Here is a 13,908-nt window from a genome sequence, read left to right as displayed (position 1 = left end):
CCCGCTACGCTCACCCGTATGGGCAATCAGGACCACCCCCTCCCGACCCCGTCCACCCGAGCCGGCCGCGAAGGTCTCGCCGCGCTCCTGGCCCGGCCCGGCCGGGCGGTGATCGCGCTCGACTTCGACGGCACGCTCGCCGACATCGTCCCGGACCCCGAACGGTCCCGCGCCCACCCGGACGTCGTCCCGGCCCTGTCCGCGCTGGCCCCCCAGGTCGCCGCCGTCGCGGTGATCACCGGCAGGCCCGCCGACACCGCGGTGCGCTACGGCGGCTTCGCCGGCGTGTCGGGCCTCGACCACCTCGTCGTCCTCGGGCACTACGGCGCGGAGCGCTGGGACGCCGTCACCGGCGCCGTCCACGCCCCCGCGCCCGACCCCGGCGTCGAAGCCGCCCGCGCGGAGCTCCCCGTGGTGCTGGAGGAGGCCGGGGCCGGCGAGGGCGCCTGGATCGAGGAGAAGGGCCGCGCGGTTGCCGTGCACACCCGTCGCGCCGCCGACCCGCAGGGCGCCTTCGAGGCGCTGCGCGCCCCGCTGGGCAGCCTGGCCGCGCGCCACGGCCTGATCGTCGAACCGGGCCGACTGGTACTGGAGTTGCGGCCCGCTGGCATGGACAAGGGTGTTGCGCTGGAGGAGTTCGTACGGGAGACGGGCGCCGAGACCGTGCTCTACGCGGGCGACGACCTCGGTGACCTCGCCGCGTACGCCGCCGTGGAGAAGCTCCGCGCCCGGGGCACCGGCGGCCTCCTGGTGTGCAGCGGCTCCGAGGTCCCCGAACTCGCCGAGCGCGCCGACCTGTTGCTGCCGGGCCCGGCAGCGGTGGCCGCCCTGCTCCGCTCCCTGGCCGGACAGCTCACACCGGACAGCCCCTAAGGAGTCTCCCGCAGCGCGTCCAACTGCTCCAGGAACCACTGCTGCGGCGGCAGCGCGGTCGCCGCGGCGGCGAGGCGCTTCGAGCGCGCGCCCCGCTCGTCGGGATCCATCGTCAGCGCCTCGTGCAGTGCCGCCGCCGTGGCCGACACGTCGTACGGGTTGACCACGATCGCGTCCTCGCCCAGCTCCTCGTACGCCCCCGCGTCGCGGGAGAGGACCAGCGCGCAGCCGTGGTCCGAGACGACCGGGACCTCCTTGGCGACCAGGTTCATGCCGTCGCGGATCGGGTTGACGAGGGCCACGTCGGCCAGCCGGTACGCCGCGAGGGAGCGGGCGAAGTCGTCGTCGACGTGGAGCAGGACCGGGGTCCAGTCCTCCGTGCCGAAGTCCGTGTTGATCGTGTCGGCGACCCGCTGGACCTCCGCCGTGTAGTCCCGGTACACCGCGAGGTCCTGCCGCGAGGGGTAGGCGAAGGCGACGTGCACCACGCGCTCGCGCCATTCGGGGCGCTCCTCGAGCAGTGCCCGGTAGGCGTGCAGTCCGCGGACGATGTTCTTCGACAGCTCGGTGCGGTCCACCCGCACGATCGTGCGCCGGTCCGCGCCGACCTGGTCCCGCAGGATGTCCATGCGCTGGTCGACGTCCGCCTCACGGGAGCGGCGGCGCAGGAAGTCCGCGTCGGCGCCCAGTCCGTGCACCCCGATCCGGGTGCGGCCGGTGCCGCCGAGGATCTGCGTGCAGCAGCTGATGAAGGCGTCCGCCCAGCGGCGCGTCAGGAACGCGGCGCGGTCGGCGCCCAGGATGCCCTTGAGGAGCTGCTCGCCGATGTCGTCGGGCAGCAGCCGGAAGTAGTCGACGGGCGCCCAGGGGGTGTGCGAGAAGTGCCCGATCCGCAGGTCGGGGCGCAGCTCGCGGAGCATTCCGGGGACGAGCGAGAGGTGGTAGTCCTGCACGAGGACCGCGGCGCCCTCGCCCGCCTCCTCGGCGAGCGCCCGGGCGAAGGCCCGGTTGTACGTCTCGTACGAGGCCCACCGGCGGCGGAACTCGGCGTCGAAGACGGGTTCCACCGGCGTCTGGTAGATCATGTGGTGGACGAACCAGAGGACCGAGTTCGCGATGCCGTTGTACGCGTCCTCGTGGACCCCGGCGTCGATGTCCAGCATGCGCACGCCGGGCTCGGACACGCCTCGGCGTACCGCCTCGCGGTCGCCGTCACCGAGGGCGGCGCAGACCCACAGCTTGTCGTCGACAGCGCTGAGGCCGGAGACCAGCCCGCCGCCACCCCGCTTGGAGTCGAGCGCGCCGTCCTCTCGCAGTGCGTACGACACCGGGCCGCGATTGGACGCGACGAGGACCTGGGCAGCGTGCTCGGAGACCATGTACCCGAACCTAGCCCGTTCCGGAAGCCTCCAAACGTGAGGAGTGGCCGGAGATCAGGACCGGTGGTCCCGCTGGCGTGGAACCGCTACGCGGCGTGCCGGGACGCGTACTCCGCGATCTCCCGCATCGGCGGCCGCTCCTCCGTGTCCACGGCGTGGGTGCGCGGGACGAACCCGCCGGGTCCCCGCTCGAACTGGGTGATCTCGGGCCGCACCAGCGGGCCCCGGGACAGCCGCAGCTGGGCCGTGCGGTAGATCGCCGCCGCCATCCGGCCGAGTGCCTGGCCGTCCTGATGGCGGTGCTTGCGTACGCCGACGTCGACCTGGGCCAGCGCGTCCAGGCCCACGGTGTGCAGTGCGTCGACGAGCAGCCCCAGCTCCACTCCGTAGCCGACGGGGAAGGGGAGCTGCTCCAGCAGGGAGCGGCGTACCGCGTACTCGCCGCCCAGCGGCTGGACGAATCCGGCCAGTCGCGGCCAGTGCAGGTTGAGCAGCGGGCGGGCCACGAGTTCGGTCACCCGGCCGCCCTGGCCTGCCGCTTCGCCGAGCGGGCGGTCGTACATCGCCTTGACGAACTGCACCGTGGGGTCGGTCAGCAGCGGGCCGACGATTCCGGACACGAAGTCGGCGGAGAAGTCCTTGAGGTCGGCGTCGACGAAGCAGACGATCTCCCCGCTGGTCACCAGAAGTGATCGCCACAGGACCTCGCCCTTGCCGGGGAGCGCGGGGACGCGGGGGAGTACGGAGTCCCGGTGCACGACCCGGGCGCCGGCCCGCCGTGCGACCTCGGCCGTGGAGTCGGTGGAACCGGAGTCGATCACCACCAGTTCGTCGACGAGCCGGACCTTCTCCATCAGCTCGCGCCGGATCTCCGCCACGATCGCGCCGACCGTGGCCTCCTCGTTCAGCGCGGGCAGCACGACGCTCACGCGCGAGCGGTGCGGATCCCTCGCCCGAGCGGCCGTGAGCCGGTCGAGCGGCCGGTCGTCGGCTGACCAGGAACGCCTGGTCAGCCAGCGCTCCACCTCTTCCAGCACGGTCGAAACTCCCTGTATGTGATCCATCTCGCGGTTCGGACGACTATCTCGATCGCCCGTTGCTTCGGTTACAGTCTTGAACAACGCGGATGGCCCTCGCATGTCGGGGTCGGTCCGCGAATAAACGCCCGGATCCATGATCCGGTGCCATAGCGCTCATCCAGAGGGACTGAGGGAACGGCCCGTTGAAGTCCCGGCAACCCTCCTGCCGACCGAGAGGTCACGGTGGGGAAGGTGCCAATTCCGTCTTGTGGCGAAATACGTCGCAAGGAAGATGAGGAGAAAGGGCCTCCGCCATCATGGCCGTGCAGACAGTCGCAGCAAACACCGAATCCTCCGCCGTTGACCTCGGTCCCGCAGCCGCGCTTTCCTGTCGCGAATGCGGCGAGCGTTTCGAGCTCGGCCCCGTTTTCGCCTGCGAGTCCTGTTTCGGGCCGCTCGAAGTGGCGTACGACCTGCCGAGCGGCTCCCCCGAAGAGCTGAAGAAGCGCATCGCCGAGGGCCCGGACAACATCTGGCGCTACGCGCCGCTGCTTCCCGTCCCCGCCGACGTCGCGGACAAGCCGAACATCAACCCCGGTTTCACCAAGCTCGTCAAGGCCGACAACCTCGCCCGCGAGCTGGGCGTGACCGGTGGGCTCTACGTCAAGGACGACTCCGGCAACCCGACGCACTCCTTCAAGGACCGTGTCGTCGCCATCGCCGTCGAGGCCGCCCGCGCCTTCGGCTTCACCACGCTGTCCTGCTCGTCCACCGGCAACCTCGCCGGTGCGGTGGGCGCCGCCGCCGCCCGGGCCGGCTTCCGCTCGTGCGTGTTCATCCCGCACGACCTGGAGCAGGGCAAGATCGTCATGGCCGCGGTGTACGGCGGCGAGCTGGTCGGCATCGAGGGCAACTACGACGACGTCAACCGCTTCTGCTCGGAGCTCATCGGCGACCCGCTCGGCGAGGGCTGGGGCTTCGTCAACGTCAACCTGCGGCCCTACTACGGCGAGGGCTCCAAGACCCTGGCGTACGAGATCTGCGAGCAGCTCGGCTGGCGGCTGCCCGACCAGATCGTCATCCCGATCGCGTCCGGCTCGCAGCTCACGAAGATCGACAAGGGCCTCCAGGAGCTGATCAGGCTCGGTCTCGTCGAGGACAGGCCGTACAAGATCTTCGGCGCCCAGGCGGAGGGCTGCTCACCGGTCTCCACCGCCTTCAAGGCGGGACACGACGTCGTGCGGCCCCAGAAGCCGAAGACCATCGCCAAGTCCCTGGCGATCGGGAACCCGGCCGACGGCCCGTACGTGCTGGACATCGCGCGGCGCACCGGCGGGGCCGTGGAGGACGTGAACGACGAGCAGGTCGTCGACGCGATCAAGCTGCTGGCCCGCACCGAGGGCATCTTCGCGGAGACCGCGGGCGGTGTGACGGTCGGCGTGACGAAGAAGCTGATCGAGGACGGTCTGCTCGACCCGGCCCTGACCACCGTCGTCCTGAACACCGGTGACGGGCTGAAGACGCTCGACGCGGTCGCTCCCACGACCGGCCTGTCGGCGACGATCAGGCCCAGCCTGGACGCGTTCCGCGACGCCGGCCTCGCCGCCGCCAACTGACCACCCGAGACCGAAGGAAGGCACCCACATGAGCGTCAAGGTCCGTATCCCCACCATCCTCCGCACCTACACGGGCGGTCAGGCCGAGGTCCCTGCCGAGGGTGCGATCCTCTCCGAGGTCATCGAGTCCCTGGAGAAGAACCACCCGGGCATCGGCGCCCGCGTGCTGGACGACCAGGGCAAGCTGCGCCGCTTCGTCAACGTGTACGTCAACGACGACGACGTGCGCTTCGAGGGCGGCCTGGACGCGGCCACCCCGGACGGCGCCGGGGTCTCGATCATCCCGGCCGTCGCCGGAGGCTGACCCCCTCCCGGCGGGTGTCCGGCGGGTGCGCGAGCCGGAGCGTGACGGACCGGCCGGCCCCGGCCCCGCAGTGCGAACACGATGGCCCCCTCCGGGAAGCGGAGGGGGCCATTCTGCATGGTTGAGCACGGTACAGTTGGGGAAGCCCCCCTGGCTGCTCGTGCCGCCCGCATATGAGAATGCGCCCGGTCACGACAAGAAGTGGCCAAAGTGTGTGGGCTCTTTGTGGCGTAAGTGCCCTTTGCCTGGCCCGAGTTGCCCTGGAATGCCACTGATTCCCACTGTCCGGGCGTTCGTGTGTGCCCAGAATTCTCGTCCGATTGACCTGTTGCAGAGGGCAGTTGGGCAGATACATTCGGCCGCGGTCGACGCGTTCCGGCGCACGCCGCCCTTCCTGTCGGAGGGTGAGTTCCGACCCGGGCCCGCGAAGTGCGGGCTCGTGCAAGGGCCTGTTATAGGGGAGTTAGCCATGGCTCAGGGCACCGTCAAGTGGTTCAACGCGGAGAAGGGGTACGGCTTCATCGCGGTCGACGGTGGTGCGGATGTTTTCGTCCACTACAGCGCGATCCAGATGGACGGGTACCGCACCCTCGAAGAGGGTCAGCGAGTTGAATTCGAGATCTCGCAGGGCCAGAAGGGGCCGCAGGCGGACATGGTCAAGCTCGCCGTCGGCTGAGCTCGGCGCGGTCGGCGAACGACACTACTCACGCACGTAGGGCCCGTACCTCCCGACAGGGGATACGGGCCCTACGTGCGTCGGCGCGCCCCCCTCGCGGCCGTCCGCATCCGGGCAGGGGCGCCTGCGCCCACCCGTCGCCGGACCTCCGCTCCCAGCGAGCCTTCCTCGAAGGCGCTTGCACTCGAAGGGGTCGAGTGCTAATCATTGGCGTTAGCACTCTCCAGGTGAGAGTGACAGAACTTGGACCGGGCCGGTGAGGCCCGCAGGCTCGTTGGGGCAAGGAACCAGTGAGCACGCAGGCCGTCCGTCGCGGGCGCCTCCCGGTCCGGAGAGATCCTTCCTCGAGCTCTCGGATGCGTTCGAGTAGAGGAAGGTCCTATCCGTCCGGGAGGACCACTTCACATGGCCAAGATCATCGCGTTCGATGAGGAGGCACGGCGCGGTCTCGAGCGCGGGATGAACCAGCTCGCCGACGCCGTCAAGGTCACCCTCGGCCCCAAGGGCCGTAACGTCGTCCTCGAGAAGAAGTGGGGCGCGCCCACGATCACCAACGATGGTGTTTCCATCGCCAAGGAGATCGAGCTCGAGGACCCGTACGAGAAGATCGGTGCGGAGCTGGTCAAGGAGGTCGCCAAGAAGACGGACGACGTCGCCGGCGACGGTACGACCACCGCCACCGTTCTCGCCCAGGCACTCGTCCGCGAGGGCCTGCGCAACGTCGCCGCGGGTGCCAACCCGATGGCTCTCAAGCGTGGCATCGAGAAGGCCGTCGAGGCCGTCTCCGCCGCTCTGCTGGAGCAGGCGAAGGACGTGGAGACCAAGGAGCAGATCGCTTCGACCGCCTCCATCTCCGCTGCCGACACCGAGATCGGCGCCAAGATCGCCGAAGCTATGGACAAGGTCGGCAAGGAAGGCGTCATCACCGTCGAGGAGTCCCAGACCTTCGGTCTGGAGCTGGAACTCACCGAGGGCATGCGCTTCGACAAGGGCTACATCTCGGCGTACTTCGCCACCGACATGGAGCGTATGGAGACGTCTTTCGACGACCCGTACATCCTGATCGTCAACTCCAAGATCAGCAACGTGAAGGACCTCCTTCCGCTGCTCGAGAAGGTCATGCAGTCGGGCAAGCCCCTGCTGATCATCGCGGAGGACGTCGAGGGCGAGGCCCTGTCGACCCTGGTCGTCAACAAGATCCGTGGCACCTTCAAGTCCGTCGCCGTCAAGGCTCCGGGCTTCGGTGACCGCCGCAAGGCCATGCTCGGCGACATCGCCATCCTCACCGGTGGCACCGTCGTCTCCGAGGAGGTCGGTCTCAAGCTGGAGAACGCCGGCCTGGACCTGCTCGGCAGCGCCCGCAAGGTCGTCATCACCAAGGACGAGACGACGATCGTCGACGGTGGCGGTGACAGCGACCAGGTGCAGGGCCGCGTCAAGCAGATCCGTGCCGAGATCGAGAACTCCGACTCGGACTACGACCGCGAGAAGCTCCAGGAGCGCCTCGCGAAGCTGGCCGGCGGCGTGGCCGTCATCAAGGCCGGCGCCGCGACCGAGGTGGAGCTCAAGGAGCGCAAGCACCGCATCGAGGACGCGGTGCGCAACGCCAAGGCCGCCGTCGAGGAGGGCATCGTCGCCGGTGGTGGCGTGGCTCTGCTCCAGGCCTCGGCCGTCTTCGAGAAGCTCGACCTGACCGGTGACGAGGCCACGGGCGCCAACGCCGTGAAGCTCGCGCTGGAGGCCCCGCTCAAGCAGATCGCCGTCAACGGTGGTCTCGAGGGTGGCGTCATCGTCGAGAAGGTGCGCAACCTGCCGATCGGTCACGGCCTGAACGCCGCGACCGGCGAGTACGTCGACATGATCGCCGAGGGCATCATCGACCCGGCGAAGGTCACGCGCTCCGCCCTGCAGAACGCCGCGTCCATCGCCGCGCTCTTCCTCACCACCGAGGCCGTCATCGCCGACAAGCCGGAGAAGGCCTCCGCGGCCGCTCCGGGCGGCATGCCGGGCGGTGACATGGACTTCTGATCCCCGGATCAGCAGCTCCAGGCGGTACCCGCAGTACCTGTACGACGCCGGCCCCCGGGATTCGTCCCGGGGGCCGGCGTCGTGTTTCCCCGCCCGGGACGTGGCCGACCGGAAGGCCCGGCGTCCGTAGCGGCTCCGTCCCTCGACGCGGGGCCGGTCGCGGTGTGCCGGACGAGCAGGGGCCCCGGTCGGGGGTCAGGTGCCGAGGCCGGCGTCCCGTGCCAGCAGCGCGGCCTGCACCCTGTTCTCGCACCCCAGCTTGGCCAGGATGCGGCTCACGTAGGTCTTTACCGTGGCCTCGCTCATGTGGATCCGCTGACCGGCGTCCGAGTTGGACAGGCCCTCGCCCAGGAGGGCGAGGACATCCCGTTCGCGGTCCGTCAGCTTCTCCACCCGGCGGCGGGCGTCCTCCGCGCGGTGCGTGGAGCCACCGGAGGCCAACGAGTCCACGACATGCCGGGTGGCACCCGGCGACAGGTACGCCTCCCCGGCCGCCGCCGCCCGTACGGCACGCATCAGCTCCGCGGGCGCCGAGTCCTTCAGCAGGAAGCCCGCGCTTCCCTCGCCCAGGGCGCGCAGCACGTTGTGCCGTTCCCCGAACGTCGTCAGTATCAATACCCGCACCTGAGGGGCGGTCCGGCGAAGCTCCGCGAGGGCGGTCAGCCCGTCCATGACCGGCATCTGGATGTCGAGCAGCGCGACGTCGATCCGCTGGGCACGGGCGAGTTCGACCGCCTCGCGTCCGTTCGACGCCTCCGCGACGACGTCCATGTCGTCGGCGGAGGAGAGGATCATCCTGATGCCCGCCCGGATGAGCGGCTCGTCATCCGTCACAAGAACCCTGATCACGACTCTCCCGAGCGGTCCTGAGCGGTCATACCTGTGGGCATCCGGCCATCATCCCCGATCGCGCCGGAGACCGGGGCGCCGTGGGGCCCTCAGGCCGTCTCGAAGGACTTCTTCTCGACCAACTTGCCGTCCTTGAAGCAGAAACGGAAGACCGGTTCCGCGTCCAGGCCGCTCCCCATGTCCGAGGAGAGGAGCGTGAGGCACGTCGCACCGTCGGGCTCCGGCGGCGCGCCGTCACCCGGGCCGGTGTTCAGGAACGAGTCACCGCGCGGCAGCCGATCGCGGACGGACTTCTCGGACTGACCGATCGTCACGGCGTCGTACTGCTCGGGGTCGATCATCGCCTTGTCCGCCTCACGTACGAGGAAGACCCCCGCGACGACCACCGCGATCACCAGCAGGACGGCGACCAGGGCCACCACCCCGCATCCGATGGCCACACCGTTGCGCCTCTTGGTCCTGTCCACTGCCCTTGCCAACTCCTTCGGGAGACCGTTCCAGTCGGTGACCGGATCACTCTCACCCGTGCGGCCCGCCGGGTTCTGCGCCCGAAAGTCGTTCCGCGGAGCGACGAACGTCGTCGCCGCGTCGCCGGGCTGCGGGCTCGTGAAGCCCTCGGCCGCCGACGTGTACGGCAGGACGCCGGCCAGCCGGAACCCGCCGTCCGATGTGGGGCCCGCGTGCACCATGCCGCCGACCAGTCTGGCCCGCTCCTCGAGCCCGGTCAGCCCCTGGCATCCGCTCGCCACACCGCTGCTCACCGGTTCCGGCGCCGGGCCGTTGGCGACCTCCACGACCAACGAGTCCGGCTCGTACCGCAGGCCGATGCTGATCGAGGCCCCCGGAGCGTGCTTGTGGGCGTTGGTGAGGCCCTCCTGGACCACGCGGTACGCCGCGTGGTCGGCGGCCGGGGCCAGTGGACGCACCCCGCCCGAGCGCCGGACCAACACGTCCGCGCCCGCGCTCCGGGACGTGTCGGCGAGGCCCTCGATGCCGACGACACCACGTGACGGCGCCCCGGGGCCCTCGCTTCCCGTACCCGCCGCCTGCGGCCCGGGCTGCGGGGCGTCGGCACCGCCCCGCAGCACGCCCACCACGTCGCGCAGTTCGTGCATCGCGGTCACCGAAGCCTCACGCAGCACACCGACCGCCACGCGCTGCTGCCCTGTCAGCTCGCGGTCCACCTCCAGCGCCCCGGTGTGCACCGCGATCAGGGCGAGTTGGTGTCCGAGGCTGTCGTGCATGTCCTGCGCGATGCGCTGACGCTCCAGCATCCGGGCCTGCCCGGCGATCATCGCCCGCTCGCGCAGGAGTTGGGCGTTGTACTCGTGGAGGGTGTCGGTCAGCGTCCGGCGCTGCGACCAGTAACGTCCCGCGAGTCCCGGCACGACGAGCGCGACCAGCAGGAACATCCCGCTGATGACCAGGAGCGCCCAGGACACCTGCGTCTGTTCCCACACGGCGGTCAGGCCGAGGGCGAGACCGTAGGCGAGGCCGAAGACACCGCACGCCCTGCCGAGTCCGTCGATCCGTCGCCCGGCCGACCAGGCGACGACGAGCAGCAGGGGCGCGAGCCCGCTGAACGGCGCGGAGCCGGCCGCGACCGCCAGCAGCACGGGTGCGGGCAGCCCCCGGCGCAGGAGCGACAACAGCCCGGCCACCACCCCGATGACGACGGCCTGCACCGTGCCTTCGTCGTCCACGAGCCCGGTGCCCACAGCCAGCAGCGCGAGGGCCAGGCTCAGAAACGATTCGCCCACGATGCGCCGGCCCGGCCACATCCCGGGCGCGAAGAGGGCCCGCCCCGGTACGGCCGACCAGGACGCCAGGCGCGCCCTCACCGCCGATGCCCGGGAGGCGGAGTTCACGGGGGCCATGGAATCCACACGAGTCACGCGCCCACGTTAGGGTCCACCTGCCGGACACCGCTGTCACCGTTGGTCGCGACGGCCCACGACGAAAGTCGCTGCCGGTCAGGTGGGGCGGCTGCTTGAGGGCCGCGCCTACTTCGGCACGCGGAACCGGAGCATCGTGACGGCGCCCGACTGGGTGTTGCTGAAGGGCTCCAGGTCGATCCTGTCGAGGCTCGATGGCGAGAAGCGGACACCGTCGCCTAGTAGCACCGGCAGGACATAGACCAGGATCTCGTCGACGAGCCCCCGCTGCAGGCACTGGGCGGCCACGTCGGCACCGAGGATCTCCAGGTTCTTGCCGCCCGCGGCGCTGCGTGCCGTGGCAACGGCTTCCTCGAGTCCACAGGTGAGGAACGTGACGGTGGGGTCCGGTTCCTCGGGAGGCTCGTGGGTGAGGACGAACTGTGCTCCCCCGTCGTAGGTGGCGTCCTGGTCGGCCATACGCTTGGCGACCTCGTACGTGCCCCGGCCGACGAGCATGGCGCCTGTGGCCGCCATGACCTCCGGGAACACGTCCGCAGTCAGGTACTCGGCGATCCAGTCCATCGCGTTGCCAGGACCGGCGATGAAGCCGTCCAGCGACATCGCCCTGTTCACGACCACTTTGCCGGTGCCGGTGCTCACGTCGCTCATGCGTACTCTCCAAGAGTTTTGGAAGCCGAGGCCGAATCATATTTCGACCGGCGGGGAGGGCGAGGGCGACCGACCCGGTGATTGTTTGTGGTCACCGCACTACTGGCGCAGCTTGAGCCCGGTGACGAAGGCTGCCCACGCGGCGGACCGGAACACGAGCGCCGGACCTCCGGTGGCCTTGGAGTCGCGGACGGGGACGATGTCGGGTTGGCCGGCGGCAACTTCGAGGCAGTTGCCGCCGCTGCCGTCGCTGTACGAGGACTTGTGCCAGGTGACTGCGGCCAGGTCGTGGTCAGAGCTGCTGAGCTTCATGGGCGTAATCCTCCGCCACCGATTCGATCAAGGCCAGGGACGCAACGGGGGACAGTGCGCTGGCCACCAGCAAATCGTAGGTTAGTTCGTATGAACGAACCGCTGCCGGATCGTCAAGCAACTGCCCTGAACCCAGCCCGTCCAAGTAGGCGAGGGGTGGGGCGTCCGGAAAGGTCATCAGCTTCAGAGGGCCGCCCATGGCTGGGTGTCCGCCCGCATGGAAGGGCAGCACTTGAACAATGATGCGTCTTTGCCCGATCAGGTTCGTCAGGTGCGTAAGTGCCTGGCTCATGACCTCGGGGCCTCCGACTTTTCGTCGTAGCGCAGCCTCGTCCAGAACTGTCCAAACCATGGGCGTTGTTGGATTGGCCAGGAGGCCGGCCCTCGCGATCCTGGCTTCGACGAGCTTGTCCACGGCTTCTTCCGGAGCAGTTGGGCGGTAGGCGAGGAACACGGCCCGCGCGTACGACTCAGCCTGGAGAAGCCCGGGGATGAGGAGCGGAGAGTACTCCTTGATCGTCTCCGCGACGGCCTCGGCCTCCGCCGCCTCCGCGAAGTGGTCCGGGTACTTCGACTGCTTCAGTGCGACGCAGTTCCGCGCGAAGAACCCGCCCCCGCCGAGCACTTCGTCCAGCTTCTGGGCCTGGTCCGCCTGCATACGTCGCGTACCCGCCTCCAGTTGCCCGATGAAGGAGCCGCTGACGAACAGGGGCACCCCCAGATCGTCCTGCGAAAGGCCCGCCGCCTCCCTGCGGTGGCGGAGTTCGGCGCCCAGCAGGGCCCGGGGCGATGAGGACGGGTCGAGCTTCTTCGGTCCGGGCAAGGCGACTCCCTGTGACACACGTGCGGGTGTTGGAACTGCACCTCTTCCACGGTAGCGATGAATTGGCCACTCTGAGTAGGCATAGGCGCTACTCAGCGTGGAAATGGGGAAGATCATGATGACGGCTACGGAACGGCGCAAGGAAGCGGCGGGCAGAGTGCGGGCGGCGGAGGACGCGGTGGCGCGGCTGCGGGCCGGGCTCGCGGGGGTCGGTGTGAAGCTGCCGTCGTTGGGGATCGATCCGGTCTCGTGCGCGGGCAACGAGCCGGCGCCGCTCGTGGACCTCGGCCGGTGCACGATCGAGACGGCGTTGCGGCTGAGTGAGCGACTCGAAGCGAAGGCCGCTCATGACGGTTGAGGGACTGGAGCCGTGTACACCGGAGCCCGGGTCGTTCGTCGTGGACGAACGGACCGGGCGGGTGGGGCGGGTCATGGGGCGCGTCGGACCGTACGTCCAACTGCGTCCGCCGGGCGGCGGCGCGGAGTGGGACTGCCCGCCGGACGCGGTCCGGCCCGCCTCGCCGGGGCTCGTGCTCCGGGCCCGGGTGAGGGAGATCAACCGGGAGGGGCAGTTGCCGCGATGAGCGGCGGGACACCTGTCGTCAGGGCGATGCGCGCCTCACACGATCGTGGGACGCTGGTGGATGCGGCGGACTGCCGCGAACACGTCGATCTACGCTCCCACGTAGTCAGGCCACAGGAGAAAGGACCTGCGATGACCGCTGCGATGGTCGAAAGCGATCAGGGTTCTGAAAGCCGTCCGTGGGACTACCTACTGCGTACATGGCAGGAACTGGACGTGCCCGAGGGGTGGCGCGCCGAGATCGACGAAGGGCAGATCGTCTTGGTACCGCCGCCTCACCCGCATCACAACGGCATCGCCGCGAAGGTGCAGCGCAGGCTCTATACGAACCTCCCCGAGGATCTGGAGATCTATCAGACGCTCGGTGTGCACGTCGCGCCGCTCGACAAGCTCTACGTCCCGGACCTGGTCGTGATGCCGACGGAGCTGATCGTCGCCGCCGACCCCGAGGCCAGTGACCCGATGGACGCGGCGGAAGCCCTGCTGATCGTCGAGATCACCTCCAAGGGCAACGCCCGGGAGGACAGGACGAAGAAGTACCGCGCCTATGCGCGGGCAGGGGTCCCGATGTACCTGCTGATCGACCGGTTCGACACGCGGGGGGCGATGTCCACGCTGTTCACGGAGCCGAACGAGGACGGGACGTACAAGCACTCCGACCCCGTGCCCTTCGGGAAGCCGCTCCCGCTTCCCGAACCCTTCGACGTCACCCTGCTCACAGCTGACTTCCCGGTCCACACATCGCGTTGACGCGGAGGCACCGAGAGACGCGGGGGGGGGGGGGGGCCCGCGGGGCGCGCCCCCCCCCCCCCCCGCCGGGGGGGGCGGGGGACAGCCGGGACCCCCCCCCCCCGGGGGGCCGGCGCCGGCCCGGGGGGGGGACTACAAGACACACCCCCA

Annotated in this window: 15 protein-coding genes and 1 riboswitch; of the genes, 8 read left to right on the top strand and 7 right to left on the bottom strand. The window is 69.8% G+C overall.

The window, feature by feature from the left end:
• Positions 1-18: 18 nt before the first annotated feature.
• Complete coding sequence (otsB, locus tag AB0I83_RS24205; protein ID WP_363306102.1) at positions 19-873, top strand: trehalose-phosphatase; 855 nt, start codon at positions 19-21, stop codon at positions 871-873.
• Here otsB and AB0I83_RS24200 read toward each other — a convergent pair.
• Positions 870-2,252, bottom strand: coding sequence for a trehalose-6-phosphate synthase (locus tag AB0I83_RS24200; protein WP_363306101.1), 1,383 nt, complete (start codon positions 2,250-2,252; stop codon positions 870-872). The two genes, otsB and AB0I83_RS24200, sit on opposite strands and share 4 nt — an antisense overlap.
• Positions 2,253-2,338: 86 nt before the next feature.
• Positions 2,339-3,289 carry a glucosyl-3-phosphoglycerate synthase gene (locus AB0I83_RS24195; RefSeq protein WP_356531595.1) on the bottom strand — a complete coding sequence of 317 codons (951 nt, stop codon included), beginning with the start codon at positions 3,287-3,289 and terminating at the stop codon, positions 2,339-2,341.
• Between the two features lie 153 nt (positions 3,290-3,442).
• Positions 3,443-3,570, top strand: a riboswitch (SAM riboswitch).
• An 18-nt stretch (positions 3,571-3,588) separates the two neighbouring features.
• On the opposite strand from AB0I83_RS24195, the gene thrC reads away from it, so the two are divergent.
• From thrC to groL, 4 genes are all read left to right on the top strand, one after another.
• Positions 3,589-4,887, top strand: a complete 1,299-nt coding sequence (gene thrC, locus AB0I83_RS24190; protein WP_363306100.1) for a threonine synthase — start codon at positions 3,589-3,591, stop codon at positions 4,885-4,887.
• Positions 4,888-4,915: 28 nt separating this feature from the next.
• Complete coding sequence (locus AB0I83_RS24185) at positions 4,916-5,191, top strand: MoaD/ThiS family protein (RefSeq protein WP_356531397.1); 276 nt, start codon at positions 4,916-4,918, stop codon at positions 5,189-5,191.
• 469 nt (positions 5,192-5,660) lie between these two features.
• Entirely contained in the window at positions 5,661-5,867 is a 207-nt protein-coding gene (locus AB0I83_RS24180) for a cold-shock protein (protein ID WP_003967346.1), read from the top strand.
• 405 nt (positions 5,868-6,272) lie between these two features.
• Complete coding sequence (gene groL / locus AB0I83_RS24175; RefSeq protein WP_356531399.1) at positions 6,273-7,895, top strand: chaperonin GroEL; 1,623 nt, start codon at positions 6,273-6,275, stop codon at positions 7,893-7,895.
• A 195-nt stretch (positions 7,896-8,090) separates the two neighbouring features.
• On the opposite strand, the gene AB0I83_RS24170 is transcribed toward groL, so the two are convergent.
• The 5 genes from AB0I83_RS24170 to AB0I83_RS24150 form a co-directional block, all read right to left on the bottom strand.
• The gene (locus AB0I83_RS24170) at positions 8,091-8,744 is read right to left on the bottom strand and encodes a response regulator transcription factor (protein ID WP_356531400.1); all 654 of its coding nucleotides are present in this window, start codon (positions 8,742-8,744) and stop codon (positions 8,091-8,093) included.
• Between the two features lie 89 nt (positions 8,745-8,833).
• Positions 8,834-10,525, bottom strand: coding sequence for a histidine kinase (locus AB0I83_RS24165; protein ID WP_363306203.1), 1,692 nt, complete (start codon positions 10,523-10,525; stop codon positions 8,834-8,836).
• A 222-nt stretch (positions 10,526-10,747) separates the two neighbouring features.
• On the bottom strand, positions 10,748-11,290 hold the full coding sequence (locus AB0I83_RS24160; protein WP_363306098.1) for a dihydrofolate reductase family protein: 543 nt from the start codon (positions 11,288-11,290) through the stop codon (positions 10,748-10,750).
• A gap of 99 nt (positions 11,291-11,389) precedes the next feature.
• Positions 11,390-11,602, bottom strand: a complete 213-nt coding sequence (locus tag AB0I83_RS24155) for a DUF397 domain-containing protein (protein ID WP_363306096.1) — start codon at positions 11,600-11,602, stop codon at positions 11,390-11,392.
• On the bottom strand, positions 11,583-12,425 hold the full coding sequence (locus AB0I83_RS24150; protein WP_363306095.1) for a helix-turn-helix transcriptional regulator: 843 nt from the start codon (positions 12,423-12,425) through the stop codon (positions 11,583-11,585). The genes AB0I83_RS24155 and AB0I83_RS24150 overlap by 20 nt, the downstream gene beginning before the upstream one ends.
• Before the next feature lie 118 nt (positions 12,426-12,543).
• Between AB0I83_RS24150 and AB0I83_RS24145 the strand changes: the two genes are divergently transcribed.
• The 3 genes from AB0I83_RS24145 (at position 12,544) to AB0I83_RS24135 (ending at position 13,758) form a co-directional block, all read left to right on the top strand.
• Complete coding sequence (locus AB0I83_RS24145) at positions 12,544-12,783, top strand: hypothetical protein (RefSeq protein ID WP_363306202.1); 240 nt, start codon at positions 12,544-12,546, stop codon at positions 12,781-12,783.
• Positions 12,773-13,009 (top strand): hypothetical protein, encoded by a 237-nt coding sequence (locus AB0I83_RS24140; protein ID WP_363306094.1) that lies wholly within the window; start codon positions 12,773-12,775, stop codon positions 13,007-13,009. Before AB0I83_RS24145 ends, AB0I83_RS24140 begins: the two co-directional genes overlap by 11 nt.
• 131 nt (positions 13,010-13,140) lie before the next feature.
• A complete protein-coding gene (locus AB0I83_RS24135; protein WP_363306093.1) occupies positions 13,141-13,758 on the top strand; it encodes a Uma2 family endonuclease in 618 nt (205 codons plus the stop codon).
• Positions 13,759-13,908 lie beyond the last annotated feature (150 nt).

The organism is Streptomyces sp. NPDC049970 (assembly GCF_040660235.1).
GTDB lineage: Bacteria > Actinomycetota > Actinomycetes > Streptomycetales > Streptomycetaceae > Streptomyces.
The sequence above is the reverse complement of the archived record's forward strand: the minus strand, read 5'-3'. Positions and strand labels throughout refer to the sequence as shown.

Excerpts from the sequence above, each read along its gene's own strand:
- otsB (WP_363306102.1), top strand. The coding sequence starts at position 19 with ATGGGCAATCAGGACCACCCCCTCCCGACCCCGTCCACCCGAGCCGGC.
- AB0I83_RS24200 (WP_363306101.1), bottom strand. The coding sequence starts at position 2,252 with ATGGTCTCCGAGCACGCTGCCCAGGTCCTCGTCGCGTCCAATCGCGGC.
- thrC (WP_363306100.1), top strand. The coding sequence starts at position 3,589 with ATGGCCGTGCAGACAGTCGCAGCAAACACCGAATCCTCCGCCGTTGAC.
- AB0I83_RS24185 (WP_356531397.1), top strand. The coding sequence starts at position 4,916 with ATGAGCGTCAAGGTCCGTATCCCCACCATCCTCCGCACCTACACGGGC.
- AB0I83_RS24180 (WP_003967346.1), top strand. The coding sequence starts at position 5,661 with ATGGCTCAGGGCACCGTCAAGTGGTTCAACGCGGAGAAGGGGTACGGC.
- groL (WP_356531399.1), top strand. The coding sequence starts at position 6,273 with ATGGCCAAGATCATCGCGTTCGATGAGGAGGCACGGCGCGGTCTCGAG.
- AB0I83_RS24165 (WP_363306203.1), bottom strand. The coding sequence starts at position 10,525 with ATGTGGCCGGGCCGGCGCATCGTGGGCGAATCGTTTCTGAGCCTGGCC.
- AB0I83_RS24160 (WP_363306098.1), bottom strand. The coding sequence starts at position 11,290 with ATGAGCGACGTGAGCACCGGCACCGGCAAAGTGGTCGTGAACAGGGCG.
- AB0I83_RS24155 (WP_363306096.1), bottom strand. The coding sequence starts at position 11,602 with ATGAAGCTCAGCAGCTCTGACCACGACCTGGCCGCAGTCACCTGGCAC.
- AB0I83_RS24145 (WP_363306202.1), top strand. The coding sequence starts at position 12,544 with ATGACGGCTACGGAACGGCGCAAGGAAGCGGCGGGCAGAGTGCGGGCG.
- AB0I83_RS24140 (WP_363306094.1), top strand. The coding sequence starts at position 12,773 with ATGACGGTTGAGGGACTGGAGCCGTGTACACCGGAGCCCGGGTCGTTC.
- AB0I83_RS24135 (WP_363306093.1), top strand. The coding sequence starts at position 13,141 with ATGACCGCTGCGATGGTCGAAAGCGATCAGGGTTCTGAAAGCCGTCCG.